The organism is Psychromonas sp. KJ10-2 (genome assembly GCF_047323255.1).
GTDB lineage: Bacteria > Pseudomonadota > Gammaproteobacteria > Enterobacterales > Psychromonadaceae > Psychromonas.
Genome location: NZ_CP178827.1, coordinates 2,036,827 through 2,057,048 on the forward strand (window position 1 = coordinate 2,036,827; position 20,222 = coordinate 2,057,048).

General features: G+C 37.4%; 17 protein-coding genes and 1 pseudogene. 13 read left to right on the forward strand and 5 right to left on the reverse strand.

Annotation, left to right across the window (positions count from 1 at the left end; all coding sequences use genetic code 11):
• Positions 1-122: 122 nt before the first annotated feature.
• Positions 123-953 carry a magnesium transporter CorA family protein gene (locus ACLKL2_RS09835; protein ID WP_413691457.1) on the reverse strand — a complete coding sequence of 277 codons (831 nt, stop codon included), beginning with the start codon at positions 951-953 and terminating at the stop codon, positions 123-125.
• A gap of 410 nt (positions 954-1,363) precedes the next feature.
• On the opposite strand from ACLKL2_RS09835, the gene ACLKL2_RS09840 reads away from it, so the two are divergent.
• From ACLKL2_RS09840 to ACLKL2_RS09850, 3 genes are all read left to right on the forward strand, one after another.
• A complete protein-coding gene (locus ACLKL2_RS09840) occupies positions 1,364-2,224 on the forward strand; it encodes a mechanosensitive ion channel family protein (protein ID WP_413691458.1) in 861 nt (286 codons plus the stop codon).
• A 381-nt stretch (positions 2,225-2,605) separates the two neighbouring features.
• Positions 2,606-3,190 (forward strand): mechanosensitive ion channel family protein, encoded by a 585-nt coding sequence (locus tag ACLKL2_RS09845; protein ID WP_413691459.1) that lies wholly within the window; start codon positions 2,606-2,608, stop codon positions 3,188-3,190.
• 46 nt (positions 3,191-3,236) lie between these two features.
• Entirely contained in the window at positions 3,237-4,586 is a 1,350-nt protein-coding gene (locus ACLKL2_RS09850; protein ID WP_413691460.1) for a magnesium transporter, read from the forward strand.
• A 53-nt stretch (positions 4,587-4,639) separates the two neighbouring features.
• Here ACLKL2_RS09850 and ACLKL2_RS09855 read toward each other — a convergent pair whose 3' ends face one another.
• Positions 4,640-5,488 carry a LysR family transcriptional regulator gene (locus tag ACLKL2_RS09855; protein ID WP_113817767.1) on the reverse strand — a complete coding sequence of 283 codons (849 nt, stop codon included), beginning with the start codon at positions 5,486-5,488 and terminating at the stop codon, positions 4,640-4,642.
• Positions 5,489-5,691: 203 nt separating this feature from the next.
• Here ACLKL2_RS09855 and rimK point away from each other — a divergent pair, with 203 nt between their 5' ends.
• The 3 genes from rimK to ACLKL2_RS09870 all read left to right on the forward strand — a co-directional run bounded on the left by rimK (position 5,692) and on the right by ACLKL2_RS09870 (position 8,085).
• A complete protein-coding gene (gene rimK / locus ACLKL2_RS09860) occupies positions 5,692-6,597 on the forward strand; it encodes a 30S ribosomal protein S6--L-glutamate ligase (protein WP_413691461.1) in 906 nt (301 codons plus the stop codon).
• A 71-nt stretch (positions 6,598-6,668) separates the two neighbouring features.
• Positions 6,669-7,649, forward strand: coding sequence for a succinylglutamate desuccinylase/aspartoacylase family protein (locus tag ACLKL2_RS09865; protein ID WP_413691462.1), 981 nt, complete (start codon positions 6,669-6,671; stop codon positions 7,647-7,649).
• 1 nt (position 7,650) lies between these two features.
• A complete protein-coding gene (locus ACLKL2_RS09870; protein WP_113817764.1) occupies positions 7,651-8,085 on the forward strand; it encodes an ATP-dependent zinc protease family protein in 435 nt (144 codons plus the stop codon).
• Positions 8,086-8,127: 42 nt separating this feature from the next.
• Here the strand turns inward: ACLKL2_RS09870 and ACLKL2_RS09875 are convergent, their stop codons facing one another.
• Positions 8,128-8,607 carry a cytochrome b562 gene (locus ACLKL2_RS09875; RefSeq protein WP_413691464.1) on the reverse strand — a complete coding sequence of 160 codons (480 nt, stop codon included), beginning with the start codon at positions 8,605-8,607 and terminating at the stop codon, positions 8,128-8,130.
• Between the two features lie 831 nt (positions 8,608-9,438).
• Here ACLKL2_RS09875 and ACLKL2_RS09880 point away from each other — a divergent pair.
• The 3 genes and pseudogenes from ACLKL2_RS09880 to ACLKL2_RS09890 all read left to right on the forward strand — a co-directional run bounded on the left by ACLKL2_RS09880 (position 9,439) and on the right by ACLKL2_RS09890 (position 12,378).
• Positions 9,439-10,368 (forward strand): tripartite tricarboxylate transporter substrate binding protein, encoded by a 930-nt coding sequence (locus ACLKL2_RS09880; RefSeq protein WP_413691466.1) that lies wholly within the window; start codon positions 9,439-9,441, stop codon positions 10,366-10,368.
• A 68-nt stretch (positions 10,369-10,436) separates the two neighbouring features.
• A complete protein-coding gene (locus tag ACLKL2_RS09885) occupies positions 10,437-10,883 on the forward strand; it encodes a tripartite tricarboxylate transporter TctB family protein (RefSeq protein ID WP_113817761.1) in 447 nt (148 codons plus the stop codon).
• Positions 10,884-11,050: 167 nt separating this feature from the next.
• Positions 11,051-12,378, forward strand: a pseudogene (locus ACLKL2_RS09890) (tripartite tricarboxylate transporter permease).
• A 128-nt stretch (positions 12,379-12,506) separates the two neighbouring features.
• Here the strand turns inward: ACLKL2_RS09890 and ACLKL2_RS09895 are convergent.
• On the reverse strand, positions 12,507-13,718 hold the full coding sequence (locus ACLKL2_RS09895) for a potassium/proton antiporter (protein WP_413691467.1): 1,212 nt from the start codon (positions 13,716-13,718) through the stop codon (positions 12,507-12,509).
• A 407-nt stretch (positions 13,719-14,125) separates the two neighbouring features.
• Between ACLKL2_RS09895 and ACLKL2_RS09900 the strand changes: the two genes are divergently transcribed.
• The 4 genes from ACLKL2_RS09900 to ACLKL2_RS09915 all read left to right on the forward strand — a co-directional run bounded on the left by ACLKL2_RS09900 (position 14,126) and on the right by ACLKL2_RS09915 (position 17,071).
• Entirely contained in the window at positions 14,126-15,241 is a 1,116-nt protein-coding gene (locus tag ACLKL2_RS09900; protein ID WP_413691469.1) for an FIST signal transduction protein, read from the forward strand.
• 92 nt (positions 15,242-15,333) lie between these two features.
• Positions 15,334-15,900, forward strand: coding sequence for a GGDEF domain-containing protein (locus ACLKL2_RS09905; RefSeq protein WP_413691470.1), 567 nt, complete (start codon positions 15,334-15,336; stop codon positions 15,898-15,900).
• Positions 15,900-16,274: a GGDEF domain-containing protein gene (locus tag ACLKL2_RS09910; protein ID WP_413691471.1), complete on the forward strand. Its 375-nt coding sequence runs from the start codon at positions 15,900-15,902 to the stop codon at positions 16,272-16,274. The genes ACLKL2_RS09905 and ACLKL2_RS09910 overlap by 1 nt, the downstream gene beginning before the upstream one ends.
• Positions 16,235-17,071 (forward strand): putative bifunctional diguanylate cyclase/phosphodiesterase, encoded by an 837-nt coding sequence (locus ACLKL2_RS09915; protein ID WP_413691472.1) that lies wholly within the window; start codon positions 16,235-16,237, stop codon positions 17,069-17,071. The genes ACLKL2_RS09910 and ACLKL2_RS09915 overlap by 40 nt, the downstream gene beginning before the upstream one ends.
• A gap of 75 nt (positions 17,072-17,146) precedes the next feature.
• On the opposite strand, the gene ACLKL2_RS09920 is transcribed toward ACLKL2_RS09915, so the two are convergent.
• Positions 17,147-20,206 (reverse strand): chemotaxis protein CheB, encoded by a 3,060-nt coding sequence (locus ACLKL2_RS09920; protein WP_413691474.1) that lies wholly within the window; start codon positions 20,204-20,206, stop codon positions 17,147-17,149.
• Positions 20,207-20,222: the final 16 nt, after the last annotated feature.

Consider the following 20,222-nt stretch of genomic DNA (forward strand, 5'->3'; position numbering starts at 1 on the left):
TATTCATACAAGGCTGAGCTTATGTAGTGTAGTTATTCTACATAAATAAACGAAAATACAGTAGAAATAGTCACAAATGCAGCCCTTCGGGTTCAACAGCCCCTAGTCTTATTTACAAATACTTACAACCAGCGCTTTTTCTTAAATAACAATATTAAGCTGACTGAAATAAAGCCCATCACCCCCAATAAATAAAAGTAACCATTAGCCAGCTTTAACTCTGGAATATATTCAAAATTCATCCCATACAAACCAGCTAAAAATCCCAACGGGATAAAGATAGCGGTGATCACGGTTAACACTCGCATCGTGGCATTCAGTTGATGTGAAGTAACAGATAAATAACCATTGACTAAGTCACTGCAAATATCGTAGTGCATTTGCGATAAACTTAATAAACGTTCAATACGTTCATGCACATCGGTCACCGTATGCAGGTCAGCCTGATTGATAATAGGCGTTTCATCAGTGACTAATATCTTTAATTCACTACCTATGTTGCTGTGGTAATTAAAGGTACGTTTTAACTTAGTTAAGCGCGACTGATAGAGAGTGATCTCTTGCATCATTTTATCGTCGCCACCCATTTGAAACTTATCTTCAATGGACTCTAGCTTTTCTTCAAACTCAAAGAGTTTTTGCAGATAAATACCACAGCTATAATGGAAGATACGTAAGGCTAAGGTAATAGGACTTTTTGATAAATACTTCTGCCCTTCTTCACTAAATAACTTGTCGATGGACATCGATGTTTTACGATGAGAAGTGATCACAATATTAGTGCCCACAAACATGCTGATTTGCAAATGATCAAACACTAAGTCATCACCAGGATGGTAGATACCTCGATACAACATAAAAATATAGTTATCAAATAACTCTATTTTAGGCGGATGACGATCTCGTTGTGCATCGGTAATGGCCAAAGAATGACAGCCTAACTCTTTCAACAAACTTTTTCTTGAGCCTGATCGTGACTATCAAAGTCTATCCAGATTTGGTAGCTTGGATTTTGTTGCCATAACTCAATTAAAGACTGATCGCCGTAAGTGCACGACTTATCTGATTTTAATAACATACATCTGATCATAATATTTCTCTTTATAGATGATTTGATCCTAACAAAGTTGAGGTTAAGCTAGGTTTTGCTTTTAGTCACCTTTTAATATTCTATGAACCTCCATAGAGACTCAGCATATTTACCTGGCCTGCTTATCATAAAAAACGCGGCGCCTCTTACAGGACTAAAAAAATAAGCCAGTATTTTAATACAATATCAATACCTTAAGTTGTAAATGAACTAAACTAACAAGACTAAATCAGATTCGGTTAAACGTAACAAAAAAGCCTAAAGGGGCATTAAATGGACTTATCACATATTAACGAAATTTTATCTTATAAATTAATCACCGTCTCTGGACAAGCGATCACAGTTACCCATTTGTTATTAATTCCTGCGGTTGTATTAATTGGTATTGTATTAACCCGTTGGATCGCCAAATTAATCACTAAGCGGTTGATTAATAAAAAAGTTGATCCCAATGTCATACACTTATTGTTGCGTGTTTTTTATGTCATTGCCATGGCGATTTTATTAGTGACGACCTTGGAATTGATTAATGTACCAATCACCGCTTTTGCCTTTCTTTCCGGTGCTATTGCCATCGGTGTTGGCTTTGGTGCACAAAATATTATTAACAACTTCATCAGTGGTTGGATATTAATGTGGGAACGCCCTATTCGTATCGGAGATTTTTTAGAAGTTGAAGATGCAAAAGGCGTAGTAGAAGAGATCAATACTCGCTCAACACGTATTAAGCGTGTTGACGGTGTTCATCTACTGATCCCTAACAGTAAACTATTAGAAAATACCGTGGTCAATTGGACCTTAATTGATAGCTTAGTGAGATCCTCGGTAAGGGTCGGTGTTGCCTATGGTTCACCAGCAAGAAAAGTCGCCGACTTAATTGCACAAGCTACCACGGAGCAAACCAAGATCGTTGCTCACCCTGCGCCCGTCGTTACCTTTGAAGACTTCGGTGATAATGCCTTAATGTTTGAAGTAACGTTTTGGTTAGACTCTAGTGCGGAAGGTGGTTTACGTGTGATGCGCAGTAATATCCGATTCCGTTTAGAGGAACTCTTTGAAGAGCACAATATTTGTGTCGCTTATCCGCAACGCGATTTACATATTGATGGTTCATTAACCATTAATCGAGAATAAACAGCTAGATAGCCCATTAATTAGTATTAATAAATGGGCATGAAATAAGTTATTATTACGTTTAATAAAATACAAAAATTATCAACACAGGTACAACTTATATGTTTGAAAAATTACGTTCAATCGACCTCTCAAACAACACTTTTTTCAAGCATTAATGAATAATAATACTGTGCTTACTATTATCTTAATTTTACTATTAATGAGCTGTAAAGTTTATCTTTTAAAGGTAGTAGAAAAAAAGGAAAAAATAATAAACGTCTGAAAATCAATATTGTAAACAACACCATTACCATACTGATTTTTGTCGGTATCTTTAATATTTGGGCAGAAGAGTTCCATAAGTTTGCCATCTCTATTGCCGCATTTGTGGTAGCGATTGTGATCGCAACCAGAGAGTTTATTCAGTGCTTTATTGGCTTTCTGTATATTGTTTCGAGCCGTCCATTTCGAATTGGAGATTGGATACAAGTAGGTGATTATTACGGCGAAGTACACTCTATTGATTGGGCAAAATTAACCCTATTAGAGGTGAATAGCGATTCCTATGAGTACACGGGTAAAACCCTGTATGTACCTAATAGTAAATTAATTACTTCTTCTATTAAAAACTTAAACTTTTTAAAGCGTTACGCAATGCACCATTTTACCATCACCAGAGATGGCAGTGTAAACCCGTTTGTTTTCTTAGACGAGTTATACGAGAAAGCACATGATTATTGTGCCGACTTTAAAGATGTTGCAATCCGCTATAACCAACTGATCGAAAACCGTTTGGATGTACATATTGCAGGACCTGAGCCGCACATCCAGGTAGCCACCTCAGACATTGGTGATACCCAACTTATCTTTACCATTTTTTGCCCTACTGAACGCGCATTAGAGATTGAACAATCCTTAACAGCTGATTTCATGAAGCTGTGGTTTGAGCAACAACAAATGAATAAAAGTGATAGTAGCCAATAACGCTATTTTATACCGCACACAAGAACCTCAATAATAAGAAGGAGGTATGATGTCATTAGATTTATTACCTGATTATATCGATAAAATTAACCAACATTTTGATGCTGAACAAGATATACAAGCACTGGTAACAGAGATCTATGAGCAGGTATCTGATGATCAAATTGCAATTTTATTAGAGTCATTCCCATTAAAGTTAAGACTTAATTTATGGCAAGCGCTGAGCGATGAGGCGCAGCAAAACATCTTTATCGTGATGAAGCATGAGTCGAGAGAACTGTTACTCAGCACCTTAGAAGATGAGCAATGTTTTCCGCTATTAACCAAGCTGGATGCCTTCCATCTTTTAGAACTATCTGAAAGTTTAAACGATCGCTTTATTGATTACGCAGTTAGTAACATGAATGCAAAACAGCGTAGTTTATACAAAAAGTCATGCGATTATGCCTTAGATGAAGTGGGTCATTGGCAAAACTTTACCGATATTCAACTGCCACAACGCCTAAAATTATCAGCAGTAAAAAAAGTCTGTAGTAAAAAACTGCCGACCTTTACCGAAGTAATTTACATCGTTGATGATGATGCCAAATTAGTCGGGGAAATTGCTGTAAACGCAATCTTCAAAGCGGAAAGTGACCAAGAATACCAAGACTCAATCGACACTGATGTTGAGTACTTATTGAGTAATGAATATATTGCCGACGCCTCGGAAAAACTGATTGATTTAGACCGTTCAGCATTACCCGTAATTGACGAAAATCGTTGCTTAACAGGCCGTTTAGATTTGCCTACTGCTTATCGTTACAAAGAACAGATATTAGAAGCGCAATTAAATCAATCTGGTGGTTTAGTGGAAGAGGAAGATCTATTTGGTAACGTATGGCAAAGCTCAAAAAACCGTGCAGTTTGGTTAGGCATTAACTTAGTCACCGCCTTTTTAGCCTCTTGGTTTATTGGTTTATTTGAAGCAACGATTCAACAGGTTGTCGCACTCGCGGTATTAATGCCTGTGGTCGCTTCTATGGGCGGTATTTCTGGCAGTCAAACCATCACCTTGATTATTCGCGGTTTAGCTTTAGGGCAAATTAATGATGCTAATAAGAAAAGTATTATTGCTAAAGAGCTTAAAGTCGGCGCCATTAATGGGGTGTTGTGGGCTATCGTAATCGGAGCAATTACCTTTGTATGGTTTGATAATCCATTGTTATCATTAACCATTTTCATCTCTATCTTGGGTAATATCGTGATTGCGTCTTTATCTGGTGTGTGGGTGCCTTGGATATTAAATAAATTCAATATCGACCCAGCGTTATCAGGCTCTGTGGTATTAACCACAGTCACAGATATTTTTGGATTTATTGTGTTCCTAGGTTTAGGAAGCCTGTTATTACTCTAATCTTATCAAGAGGCATTAACCTTAATGCCTCTTTTTTAGAGCCGTTTATATAGCTATGTTCTTACATGCGGAAATAACTGTAATACCTGCTCTATCATCTCTATCTTTTGATTATTCGCTAAATAATTAGCATAAATATCACGACGGAACACAGGCGCATCATCCACTAAATACAGTTGATTACTCTTTAAGTATTCAAAGGTAATTTGTCTTGGCAAATAAGCAGCCCCACCCGCTTCTAAAATAAAGTTTAAGGCAATCCTAGGTTGACTCATAAAGTGTTTAGCTTCCGGTGTGTCAGGGAACTCTCTTAAATACTGAGCTGCAATAGACTCTCCATAATCCACCATAATGAAGTCCTGTAGCTGTTCATGATTAAACACATAATCAGGGTTAGTGGTCACTAAATGCAGTGGCACCGTCGCGACCTTTTCCGAAATAATTTCGCCAACAAAAGTTGGTTCAAACAAGAACCCAATATCCACCACCCTATTTAATAAACTTTTACGCAATTCAGGAGCACTATAGGTACTGGTTAATAAGCTCACTTCATCAACATTAGAATGAATTTTTTGTAGCCAATTCTGCAATACAATATCCCAGATAGTGCTTTTAGCCCCAACCACTAACTGCATTGAGTGTTGCGCGCTGATCCCTACATCTTGCTTAGTTTTTTGCCACATTAAAATCAATTCATTGGCATGCTTAATCAAACGATGCCCTTCTGGGGTTAGCTTTAAATTTCTATTACTGCGGTCGAATAGCAGCACGCCTAAATCATCTTCTAATAACTTAATTCTGGCACTAACAGCGGATTGCGTAATAAATAGGTTTTCTGATGCGATACGAAAATGTAATGAGCGACTAACCTCTAAAAATGTTTTTAATAACTCTATCTTCATATACCCACCACCAATCAAAAATTTTAATCAAAGACCACAAAACAATTAATTTTATTATATAGCGTTTTGTTTATACACTCCACGCACTTAATCTGAGTCCTCCATTAAACAGGCCCTAAGTTTCCTATTTGACTCAGATTATTAACCTTTTATGCGAAACATATCGCGACATAATTTGTGAATAGTCACATAGGAATTAACTCATGAAAATTGCCATTTTATCTAGAAACCCAAACCTATACTCTACTCGTCGTTTAAAAGAAGCCTGGGAAGCACAGGGTCACCAAGTTGATATTATTGATACATTACACTGCTACATGGACATTACTAGTAGCCGTCCAACAGTACGTTACCACGGTGAAGAATTACCACATTATGATGCGATTATTCCACGCATTGGTGCCTCTGTTACTTTTTACGGAACGGCAGTAGCACGCCAATTTGAAATGATGGGGACTTTTAATATTAATGAGTCAGTGGCGATCAGCCGTTCTCGTGACAAATTGCGTTCAATGCAATTATTATCAAGAAAAGGGATTGGCATGCCACGTACAGGCTTTGCTAACAAACCAGATAATATTAAAGATTTAATTAAAAACGTCGGCGGTGCTCCAGTAGTCATTAAACTACTTGAAGGCACACAGGGAATAGGCGTTGTATTAGCTGATACAGCAAAAGCAGCGGAAAGTATCATCGAAGCATTCATGGGACTTAAGGCTAATATTTTAGTGCAAGAGTTTATCAAAGAAGCCGGTGGTGCAGATATCCGTTGTTTAGTGATAGGTGGGCGTGTTGTTGCAGCAATGAAGCGCCAAGGTGCCGAGGGAGAATTTCGCTCCAACTTACATCGAGGGGGATCAGCAGTTGTGGTTAAACTATCTAAAGAAGAGCGTGAAACTGCGGTGAATGCCGCTAAAATAATGGGGCTAAATTTCTGTGGTGTAGACTTATTACGCTCTGAAAATGGACCAATGGTGATGGAGGTTAACTCATCCCCAGGTTTAGAAGGCATTGAAAAAGCAACGGGCATGAATATAGCTGGCATGGTTTTCGATTTTCTTGAAAAAAGCCCAAAAACAGCAACCAATAAAACACGTGGTAGAGGTTAATTAGATGAAAGCATTACGCATTGGCGAGTTTGATATTTTACCAGGAACACAGTGCAAAATAGAGTTACCTGTTGCTAAATTATATACAGATGCAGAGGTTCTCATTACCTGTTCAAATCATTCGCGGTGCAAAGGAAGGCCCGACTATTTTTATTAGTGCCGCAGTACACGGTGATGAATTAAACGGTATTGAAATTATTCGTCGTTTAATTAACAAACCTAATTTTAAAATTATCCGTGGCACTGTGATCGCAGTACCTATGGTCAATGTTTATGGTGTCGTGAATCAAAGCCGCTATATGCCGGATCGTCGTGATTTAAACCGCTGCTTTCCAGGCTCAGCAAAAGGCTCTTTAGCAGCACGTGTTGCACATATATTTTTAACGCAAATAGTGCAACATTGTGATTATGGTATTGACTTACATACAGGGGCGATTCATCGTTCAAACCTACCGCAAATTCGCGGTGATATGAATGATCCTGAAACTAAAGCATTAGCTAAAATTTTCGCTAGCCCTGTGGTTTTACATTCGAATGTAGTGGATGGTTCATTACGTGAATCTGCCGTAGCCAATGATACTAAAGTACTGTTATATGAAGCAGGTGAAGCGTTACGTTTTGATGATTTCTCAATTAATGCAGGAATCAAAGGTATTGAGAATGTATTACGTCACTTAAAAATGATGCGCCAAATAACCTCTAAACGTAAGTTAAAAGAACCTTATATTGCCAATAGCAGTGGCTGGTTACGTGCTAATGCGAGCGGCGTGGTTAAACATTTAGTAGAGCTAGGTGATCGCGTTACTAGTGGTGATAAACTCGCTGAGATCGGTAGCCCTTACGGTGAGATATTAGGAGTTGTGAAAGCCACTCGTTCAGGGATTCTAATTGGGCAACAAAACATCCCATTAGTACAAGAAGGTGAAGCCATGTTCCATATTGCATATTTTAAAGAAGATGATGAAGCAATCGTTGAACATATTGAATCAGTGCAAGACTTCTTACGCCCTGAAGATGATTTGAATAGAACGAGCAGTACAGGAAACAAATAGCATGCAATCTAAAGATAAAATGATTATTGGTCGACTTGAATCTATTGATTTACCTGAGCTAGGTATTAAAGAGATGCAAGTGCGTGTTGATACTGGTGCAAAAACGTCATCGCTACATGTTGATAATATTGTCAAATATATGGAAAAAGGCCAACCTTGGGTTAAGTTTGATATTCATCCAGATATTCACAATGTCAAAAGGTTGATTGCTTGTAGCGCTTTAATCAGCGATATTCGTAAGATTAAATCGTCAAATGGGACTTCTGAAGAACGTTATGTGATTGAAACGCCAATGACCTTAGGCAGTGAAACCTGGCCCATTGAAATCACCTTAACTGACCGTGCTGATATGAACTATTTGATGCTATTTGGGCGAGAAGCGATTGGTAAACGCTTGTTAGTTGATCCTTCGAAAGTCTTTTTAGCTAACCGTTAGTTTTTATTAACGCAGCACCGCTGTGTTGCGTTAATCAGTTTCCTATTTACTGCAATTTTGACGGAAGGCTTTATGCCCTTGCTTTTTCTGCTGATTCACCTTCTCTAGTAATGCACTGATCTCTGCAGAGTCTGAACTTGCTTGGATCTTTTTAAAGGTATTCGTCATCTCACTTATTTGCTGTTGGTATTGTGCATATTGCTGTTTTTGTTGTTCAGTCAATTTACTGGATGCTTGACCGTGCTCTCCATCCATATCTTCAATCACTACAGGTATTAATGCTTCAGCTTTGCCACTTAACATAATCAATTCATTAATGTGCTCTTGCATTTCAGCTTTATCATCGGCCTTCAAGCCTTTATTGTAAGCACGTAATTCACTTTTAATATACTTCATCGTATCGCCCAGTGTCGTTTCTTTAATGCCACAATGGTCTGCATGTGCAAACACTAAACTGGTAGGTTGAGTAAAAAGTAATGCACCTAACAAAGTAAAAGCTAATTTGCTCTTGATAATACTCATCGTAATATCCTTTTCAAAATGGAGGGGAGTAAGGAATATACTAGGCTTACCAAAATAACACTAGGCTCTATATTATTTAAACTGTTGATAAACCTTGTGCGGAAACAGTACTACTTGCTATGAAATCACTGCACTAACATTCCTCAAAGTAGAGGGTTATATCGATTTACAGCGAAATTATTAAGGGTTAACTAACAGAAAAAACAAATCAACATAGTAGGTTTATAATATTACAAAATAAAACCACCTAAACAATTATCCGAAACTGGTGCCAACGAATTCAATTAATATAACGACTTCTTACATAATAAATAAGAAACATAGGCAACTCATCACCTAACGCTTCCCATAGCCCTTTAAAATCAGCACAAAAAAGTTATTTTTCACTTAAAACACAAAAATAAAAACACCTATAAATAGATAAATAACAGCTTATTTATCTATTTAAATTCGTCAACCCTGCCATTTAAATAGCAGAAACCAAATCGCTCAACAAGAGAAAAACCACATTAAGTCATACTTATAAAAATAATAAATGGCCCAAAAAAGCTAAATTTAGTGGCAAAAAAATTCAAAAATCAAGGAAAGATCTCATTTCCTAACAAAGAACACTTTTTGTCCGTCACTTTCGTGACCCATGCAATACTAAAATAATATTCTTCCTTTACTCTTCCGTTACAAGGTTTTAACAAACAAATATTGTTTTATTGAATTACTTGAGTCAGCTTTTGTATATAGGTAACAAATAGACCGGTTTTGTTAAAGATTAAACCAAACGTTAAAAATAGTGATTAAGAAAGAAGCCATTTTATCCATACAAGGAATGAAACGATGAGAAAACTACTTAAAACAGCACTAATCAGCGCAGGATTAATTATGTCAGCAAGTACATTTGCTGCAGATTATCCAGCTAAAAATATACGACTAATTGTGCCATTTGGCGCAGGTGGTGGTACAGATGCCGTTGGTCGTACTCTAGCAAATAGTGCAAAAGATATTTTAGGTACCAGTATTTCTGTCATGAATAGAACCGGCGGTGCAGGTGCAGTAGGTATGAGCTTTGGTGCACAACAAAGACCCGATGGATATACCTTAACTGTGGTCACCCGTGAAATTGCTTCGTTGCCACAAATGGGATTAATGCAGCATAGCGCTGATGATTTTGAATTAATTCGCATGGTTAACTTAGACCCTGCTGTTATTTTAGTACCGGCTGATAGCCCATTTAATACAGTGAATGACCTAGTAGCAGAAGCGAAAAAAACACCTGGTAAAATTAAATTTGCTTCTACCGCTGCGCCTAATTTTTACTTAATGGCTTTAGAACAAGACCAGGATATTAAACTAAATGCAGTACCTTATAACGGTTCGGCTGAAGCGATTCCTTCAGTACTAGGTCACCATACACAAGTGACAATGGTAACACCGAGTGAAGCAATTGCTCAACTTCGCTCAGGTCAGTTAAAAGCACTAGGCGTAATGTCAGAAGAACGTATTTCTTACATTCCAGATGTACCAACATTAAAAGAGCAAGGCTTAGATGTTACAACGGGTACATGGCGTGGTATTGGTGCTCCTAAAGGAACACCTGATGAGATTATTGAAATCTTAGGTAACGCTTTTGACCAAGCAATGGCTTCTGAGCAATTTAAAGAGTTCATGGCTAAAGGTGCAATGACTATTCACCCTTTAAAAGCGCAAGAGTTCACTGACTTTGTAAAAGAAGATACAAAAGTACTTAGCCAGTTTATTAAGAAATAAAAGTAAAAATGAGTATGGGTTAAGAGGCCTCTTAACCCATTTTTTAATCAACAATAATGGAAGCTATAATGCTCAATCGACACCTAGTATTACCCAGCATAATCATTGTGTTAAGTCTGATAATATTAGGCTTTATCACTCAATTCCCAGAGCCTCTATATCAAGCCTCTCCCGTTGGAGCAGGATTCTTTCCTACCGTTGTTGTGATAATTCAAATATTAATATGTTGTGTGTTGATCATTCAACATCAGCGAAAAAAGCAGGTCGAGCAGGAACAACCACTTTTATCTAAACACTCTATTTTTGGTTTTACCTTGTTAGTCGGTTATGCAGCTTTAATTACCCTAGTGGGTTATCTACCAGCAAGTTTAGTGGGTTTTACTTATTATTTAATTTATTACCGAGTTAAAAAACCACGCTATTACGTAGTGGCTTGGCTATTTGTTTTAGCTATTTACTATCTATTTTCGGACGTGTTTATTATCTCCCTGCCTGAAGGCTTACTCTTTTTCTAGGTTATTATTATGATGGAATATTTACTCAGTGGGTTTGCTTCTGCATTTAGCATGGAGGTTTTCCCAGTATTAGTATTAGGTGTGTTAGGTGGTGTGATTTTAGGTGCACTTCCGGATTAACAGCAACCATGGGCGTTGCTATATTACTCCCTTTTACTTTTTCAATGATGCCAACACCCGCTTTAGTGATGTTAATTGGTGTCTATATTGGTGGTATTTATGGTGGTTCAATTGCCGCCATATTACTGAAAACCCCAGGTACACCCGCATCTGCCGCTACTGTATTAGATGGCCACACAATGGCGATCAAAGGACTTGCAGCTAAGGCATTAAGTATTGCTGCGGTTGCGTCATTTATTGGCGGTTTGATCAGTACTGTGGTATTGATTGGTGTTGCGCCTATGTTGGCAGACTTTGCTTTACGCTTTAATGCGCCTGAATACTTTGCTTTAGCTTTATTCGGATTAACCATCATTGCCAGTGTTTCTGCTAAAAACATTATGAAAGGGTTATTAGCCGGCACCATAGGCTTATTAATTTCAATGGTTGGATTAGACCCAATCAGCAGTGTTCCACGTTTTACTTTTGGTGTGTTAGACCTATACAGCGGCATCAATATTATCCCTGTACTCATTGGTTTATTCGCGATTGCCGAAGGTTTAAATCAACTGGAAAAAATAGCGTCAGATAAGCAAGATATCCCGCCAAAGTTTAGTTATAAATTTTTAAGTTTCTCTGACTTTAAAAAGATTTTACCCACCAGCGTTAAAAGTGCATTAATTGGTACTTCTATTGGTTCTGTTCCCGGTGCTGGCGCTGACATATCAGCCTTTGCTTGTTATAACGAAGCCAAGCGTGTAGCAAAAATCCAGAGGAATTTGGTAATGGCTCAATGCATGGTTTAGCAGCTGCTGAATCAGGCAATAATGGCGTAACGGGTGGTTCATTAGTACCGCTACTCACTTTAGGTGTGCCTGGGGATGCAGTATCAGCAGTTTTATTAGGCGCATTAATAGTCCAAGGTTTAACACCTGGCCCATTATTATTTACGCAAAACCCAGAAATTGTTTACGGTATTTTTAGCTCTATGATTGTCGCGAATATTGTGATGTTGATTGTAGGATTTTTAGGTATACGCTTTTTCTGCCGCATTATTGAAGTGCCTAAGATAATGATGATTCCTATTATTATCTTCCTATCGGTGATTGGTGCTTATGCGATTAATAATTCTATGTTTGATGTAGGTATTGCCATTACTTTTGGTTTATTAGGCTTTATTTTAAATAAATTAGATATCCCGTCTTCACCGATTCTATTAGCGATTATTTTAGGACCGATGGCGGAGACAAACTTAAGGAAATCATTAATTTTATATGAAGGAAGCTGGTCGTTTATATACGATAGACCTATTGCATTAGCGTTTATTTTATTTGCTATTTTCTCAGTATACTCCACTGTGAAGCTGAAAAAACGCGAAACAAACGCACAGAAATAAAATCAGGTTTAGCAGCTAAAGCACCATGCTATTGGTTTACTTTAGCTGCTTAGTTAAGTCCTAGCTAAATCCTAGTAAAAGGGAAACAAGGCCTTACTTAACATCAGCGAGTTAAATGTTTAGACAATTTAGCCAGTGATCTCAGGCTTAGGTTTTTCAATATTAAGCTGCAGTTTTTTCGCTAAAGGTTCAATGGCAGCCCCCTGTAAAAACACAGAAATTAAAACAATAAAGAAAACCATATCAACCATAATTAACGAGGATTCAACACCTGCAGCCGCAGGGATCAAAGCAAATACTATCGGTGTAGCCCCTTTTAAACCAATCGAGGAGATAAATAAACGTTTTTTCCAAGTCGTTTTTGGGAAAAACAGATAACATATCTGTACCGCTAATGGCCGAGCAATTAATATTAATAACAAGGCGGGAAGAATCGATTGATATAACACTTCAAATAATTGATGTGGAAAAATCTGTAACCCAAGTGCTATAAACATAAGCGCTTGCGCTAGCCAAGATAGGCTATTAAAAAAGTGTTTACTTATTTCCCTACCACGCTTTAAGCCATTTCCAATAACCACACCAACGACATAAGACGCTAATAAGATATTTCCACCAGCTAATTCACTGCCATAGGTAGCCAATACAAAACTGACTAAAACAAAGACAGGGATAAGTCCATACTCTTCCAGCTTGATATGGTTCAACAACCAAACACATGCCCGGCCAACACACAGAGCAATAAACAAGGCACTAAATATTTGTGTCACGAGTTCTAAACTGATTTCCGCCACTGAAATTGCGTTTTCAGGTGTTAATGCCACCTCTGTTAATAAAACGACTAGAATTAATGCAATAGGGTCATTGGTAGCAGATTCAAACTCTAATACCGTATCGGTTTGCTCTTTTAGTTTAAGTTTTTTAGATTGTAAGATAGAGAATACTGCAGCGGCATCCGTCGAAGAAACAATCGCTGCAAATAAAAGACAGAGAATAAAAGAAAAGTCTAACACCCACCAAAGAATCAATGAGAAAAATAACGTCGTTAGTAGTACCCCTAAGGTAGATAGCACACTCCCTTCACGATAAGCAACGCGCACGCTTCTTTTGGAGGTATTTAATCCCCCAACAAATACAATAATATTAAGAGCAATATTGCCAACTACTGAGGTTAAGGCAAAATTATCGTAGACAAAATCAAATTCGCCATTACCAAATAATAATCCCACTCCCATAAAAATAAGTAAAGATGGAATACCAAAGGTACGCGATGGATGATGGAGGAGAATACCAATTCCAATTAAGGCCGCAATACAGATCAGGATAAGTTGGTATGACATTAGCTAATTTATTTCCTTCTATTGTAATAAATGATAATTGAGGTGCAGGCTTGTTGAGCAACAGTCGAATGCTGTCTTTCAGTTATTTTTTGATAGCTTTATTGTACTGGATAATCATATTAAAAGAATGCAAATATTATTCCTTTATTGGCAATAAGACGGCCCAACAGTGTGACCTAGTAAACACCACAAAGTTTAATCCTCCCAGAGAAAAATACGAGCAAGCAAAAATCTAAATAAAGTTGAGTTTATCCACTTAACAAAGTGTAACTAATCACAAAGTAACAGATTGATTATAAAACACTTAGGTATATTACAAAAACTAAGCTATATTTTTATTTCAGATAACCATTATTTAGTCATTGAAGCACCCCATATTAAATAATTTTAAATGAGGAGAAGGTGTTATGGCAGAGGCCTCTATTGTTCGATTTACGGACAGTTCCTCTCTACAAGATTTAAATACAGCAATTAAAGGTCTTTGCCAAGAAAATATTCAAGGCGTGCTATTAATAGCCTGTGTTGAAAATAACTACCTAGAAACTCAGCTCAATAAAATATTATTTGATTGTCAGTTACCTATCTGTGGTGGCATGTTCCCTAAAATTATATACAAGGGAAAAAATTATCAGCATGGGGCGATTATTGTTGGCTTAAAGGTTAAACCAGATATTGTAAATTATGAAGCTCTGAGTCAAATAGATGACCAGTTAAGCGACTATATCGAAAATAATAGCCAACCTATCCAACGCCATAAAAGCTTTATCATTATCAGTGATGCCATGTGTAAAGTCAGTGAAGACTTCGTTGATCACTTTTATAACTTTATAGGATCAGGTGTCACTAGTATCGGAGGAGGAGCTGGTTCTTTAGATTTTGTATCTCGCCCAGTAATATTTACTAATCAAGGTATCAAAGGGGACTTAACCCAGGTTATTGCTTTGCCTTGCCCCTTAATAAACGACATTGGCCATGGTTGGGATATTGCTGATGGCCCTTATTTAGTGACCGCTGCAGAGGGGCACTATGTGCACTCTTTAAACTATCAATCTACCTATACTTTCTACAAAGAAGTCATTCAAAACAAAGTGAATACAACACTTGATGGCAAGTTCTTTAATCAATACGCTAAACAATATCCGCTTGGTATCGTTTCCATTGATGGTGAAATCTTAGTGCGAGATCCTATCCAAACTAATTTTTCTTACCTCGAATGTGTTGGCAACATACTGGATAACTCCATGGTCTACTTACTGAGCAGCGATAAAGATAAAATGTTCGCCTCCAGTCAGCAAGTTGCCAACAATATTGCACAACAACGCCCTTTTAATAACCTACTATTATTTAATTGCATAAGCCGTGATTTATTTCTTGAGTCAGATAGTGATCATGAACTGGCAATTATACAAAATACTTTATCAGAAACCCCGTTAATAGGAGCGATGGTATTAGGTGAAATAGCTAACACTGACAATGGAATGATTCGCTTACTCAATAAGTCAACTGTACTTGGCGTATTTTAAGGATTGAAATCAAACATGAATACCGCGATGAACATCATGTCTATTCAGCACCAACTCGTCTTAGCGATTGGTGAAGAGACTGATTTAAAAAAATGATCTATCAATTCTTGCACCTAGCTGGGCAATGCTTAAATGCGACTAATAGCCATTTTTTCATCATGCAAGATCAACAAAATACACCTGTTTACCAATTAACCGAAGAAGACAGCTTACAGCACTTCCTTAGCTTTCCAAGTAGAAGAGATGGCATCAATACACTGCTTTATCAAAACTTAGAGCTGCTAGCCAATCAATTTTTTGACAGCGACGCTACATCGGGAATAATAGAACAAAGCAGCGGATTATATTATGTATTTAAACTAGGTCATTTCGGTGTGTTTATTATAGAACGCAAGAGCGCACTTAGTCGCGAAATCCAAAGCTCTCTGTCTCCGGTCATTAATAAACTAACCAATAGCTGTATTGCTTCTATTAATTACCGCACTATGTTATTTGAAATTAACATGCGTAAAGAGGTAGAAGAGCAGATTCGTTACCAAGCAACGCATGATGACTTAACCGGTCTTTATAACAGAATGGAAGTACAGCGCTGTCTAACCAAGGCCATAGAAGGTACAGTAACAGAGAAAAAACCGGTTATGTATTATCTATCAACTTAATGAACTTTAAAAATATCAATGATGCCATTGGTTACCATGTTGGTGACAAAGTATTACGACAAGTGGCCGATAGAATCAAAAAATCCACAGATAAAAAAACCACGATTGCTATCTTTAACGGTCATGAATTCATTTTAATTATTGACCATTTGCCTGCTAATAAAATGAAATCTCAACTTATCATCGGTGACATCATTGCCGAGATAATACATACCATTGAGCGCCCTTTTGAACTATCTGAAGGTAGCTTTTCTTTATCTTGTTTTATTGGTTATGAACGATTTACCGATAACAAAAAAACGCTCAAGATATTATTAAAAATGCCAGCATCGCAATGTATGAAGCATTTAAAAAGTCTAAAGATAAAGCCTTAGCCTATAAATCAATCATGTCTGAGCAACTCAACGACCATATTCGTTATACCAAAGAGATCAAACAAGCCTTAATCAATAATGACTTTGAATTGCATTACCAGCCACAATTCGACCATTTATATAATATGGTCGGGGCAGAGGCATTATTACGTTGGAACCACCCTACTCGTGGTTATGAGTCGCCAGCGGTATATATTCCCATTGCCGAGGAAAGTGACTTAATTATCGATATTGGTAACTATGTTCTAGAACAAGCCTGTCGTGATATAAAGCGTTTAAGGCAACGCACTTTGCCTGCATTTTTCCAACAAATATCTATTAATATTAGTGCTAAACAGCTTGCTAAACGCGACTTTGTTAGTAACGTTATCGGTATGGTTAATAAATACCAAATCCCGCCTTCATCGCTAAAAATAGAGATAACAGAAAGTATCATGATGGGTAATTTGGAGCGCTCTATCGATGGGTTAAATACCTTATTAAAATTTGGTGTAACCTGCGCTATTGATGACTTTGGAACGGGTTATTCTTCCTTAGCTTACTTAAAACGTATACCTGCTAGTTTACTTAAAATAGATCGTTCTTTTGTGACAGACATACACCTAGATCAAAGTAATAAAGCGATTATCAGTATGATTATCCAGCTAGCCAAAAGCGTTAATATGGAGGTAATTGCAGAGGGTGTAGAGCAAGAACAAGAGGTGAATTGTTTAATTGAATTAGGCTGCTATCAATTCCAAGGCTACTACTTCAGTCGCCCCATCACTTTCAACGACTTATTAAAATTTAAACATTAACCTTCTACTCTCATTGCCATAAAATAAGCGATTAAGAAATAACTTAATCGCTTATTAGCCAGGTCAGTGAGTTGATTATCGCTCAGCTACTTCAAACTTTTGTACAATATCTTTAATCTCTTTACGCTCTAGGACATAGTCAATACTACGAACCAGCAGAGGTTTAGAAAGATCATCTTTATTAATCACATCAATCACTTCATTAGAAAGAAACGCCTTGTCCATCACAGACTCTTTTTGTCCAGAAAGCAAAATAATTGGGGTATCGATATTCTTGATCTTCATCGCTTTCACAAAATCTTCTGCTGTATTTGCGCCTAATTGATAATCTAACAAACATACGTCAACGTTCATACGGCCTGCGAGCTCGATTGCTTCTTCTAATGTTTTAGCTTCCACAATAGTATAAGAACGTTCTTCTGATTCTTTGAAAAATCTTTGTACGCGTAAACGATCGACAGCATCATCATCTACCACCATCACTGTTACATGTTGGTTAACTTCAATACGATGATGTAATCGTTTAGAGCGATTAATCAATAGCGTTTTAAACTGCTCCTGTGCTTGTACCAATGCATTCTCTACAAATTTCAACCTTGATATATTGGTAATAGTGATTAGCACACCGTGTTGTGCTGCGGTGCTGATATCATCATTAACCGCATAAGGAGCCATGCGTAGTAAGGCAGTTTGTCCCGTTTTAGTGAGGATATCCTGTTCAACTACTTCACCTTTAGTGCTTACATTGCCTATCTGAGCTAGGAAGTCGCTGTAATCTAATTCATGAGAAATATGATGAATAGGACGACCTATATCCGATGCGCGTAGATTAATATAGTTCGCTGAATGCGGTGTATATTTACGGATTGTTAGGTTTTCATCAAGGAAAATAATCCCTAAATCCGTTGAATTTATGACATTATCTAAGTCCGTATTAGCTTCTGTTAACTGCGAAATTTTCTCTTGATATTCGCTATTAACCGTATATAACTCTTCATTCACTGATTGTAGTTCTTCATTGGTACTTTGCAGCTCTTCATTAGAAGACATTAACTCTTCATTAGCCGACTGTAGTTCCTCATTGGTGGTTTCTAACTCTTCAATGGTGACCTGTAAATGTTCTTGTTTTTTAACCAACTCCTGTTCTAAGTCATGAATACGTTGTAATGACTGTTCACCACCATCAAAAGTAATCGACTTAGGTGATTTTCTAACAACATTGTCATGCTCATGAACAATAAACTGTAAGATATATGAGCGAGGTGAACTTTGATGATCACTCTGTTTCACCATAAACACAGCTAAATCAATATAACTAGCTTCACCATCTAAAATACAAGCCACGTCACTATAGAAAACATCCTCTTCGTTTTTCTCACTACGGTATAAGGCAGTGGAAACAGCAATCGCTAAATCATCACAAATCATATCCTTGATATTTAAACTCACCTTACCGCGGCCCAAACCTTTAGTATAGCGAGTCATATCACCATAAACATGTACTGCATCAAAATTATCATTTAATACCACACAATCAGGTGCATAGTGCTCAATTAGGCGCTCCATGACGGTATTGTATTTATTATTAATCACCATACGAGACTGGTGTACATTACTGTTAGAGATAGGTGATACCACTGGCGCAGTGATATTTTGTTTCAATGAACTTGGTTGTTTTAACGGTAAACGTGCCGCACTAACTTTTTGGAAAATTCGAGTACGTTCATCAACCGTCTCAAAATGTGCCGCCATATCACCTAAGGACTCAGAGTTGCCTAAGAATAAGTAGCCATGCTGCTGTAACGCAAAGTAGAAAGATAAAAAGACTTTCTGTTGGGCATTTTGTTGGAAATAAATTAAGGCGTTTCTACAGCTTAATAGATTAATATTAGAGAAAGGTGGATCTTCGATCATATTATGTTGAGCAAAGATAACCATTTTTCGTAACTTGGCAGAAACGACATAAGCATTCCCCGTCGGTTCAAAGTAACGTTTTAATCGACTTTTAGATATATCTTGTACTATTTCAGCGGCATAAACGCCAGTACTTGCCTCCGCGATAGCGTCTTCATCAACATCCGTAGCGAATATTTTAACTCTACGGTCTATTTGATACTTCTCTTTCGCTTCATCAAACAAGATAGCAATTGAGTAAGCTTCTTCACCTGAAGAACAACCAGCAATCCATAAACGAATAGGATCTTTACCATTACCAGAAGTCAGTACTTTATGTACAGCAACCGTGGTTAGCTTCTCGAAGGCTTCATCATCACGGAAAAAACGCGTCACATTAATTAGCAGCTCTTTACTCAAAATAGACACTTCTCTTGATGATTCTTTTAACAAACGTAAATAAGCATCAAGAGTTTTTAATTGGTTAATTCCTAAACGTCTTTCAATACGGCGAGATACTGTAGATGACTTGTATTGTGCAAAGTTAATTGAAGACTGTTTTTTTAAGATATCAAAAATATCTTCTAATACTTTGCTATCACCATCTGATGCGGTAAACGAGCTCACTGGCGCATCACCTTTAATCGAAGGATGATTAATAAAATCGACTAAGCTTTTCCCCATTTCGCTTGGTAATAATACCATGTCAGCTAAACCTGTTTGGTAGGCATTAGTCGGCATACCATCAAACTTCGCTGAATCAGGCTTCTGTACTACCACTAACCCGCCCGCTTCTTTCATCGCTCTAATACCGCGAGTACCGTCAGTGCCTGTACCAGATAAAATAATACCAATGGCTTTATGTTGCTGATCTTCTGCTAGAGAGCGTAAAAATACATCAATAGACAAGTGCGGTAGGCGATCAGGCATTTGATCCGATAAAAGTAACTTACCTTCAGTAATCAACATGTTCTTTCGAGGTGGCATCAAATAAATTGCATTGGCTTCTATCGTAATGCTATCTGAAACCTCAAAAATAGGCATATCCGTGTGTTTGGTAAGCAACTCAGACATCATGCTTTTATAATCAGGTGAAAGATGCTGAACAACAATATACGTTGCACCCGTATCACCTGGTAAATTACCAAAAAAATCCTGTAATGCCTCTAACCCGCCCGCTGAAGTGCCAATACCAACAACATGCGATGGTTGTGTATTTTGTGTATTTTCCGATTCAGTCACGTGTTTCTCACTATTT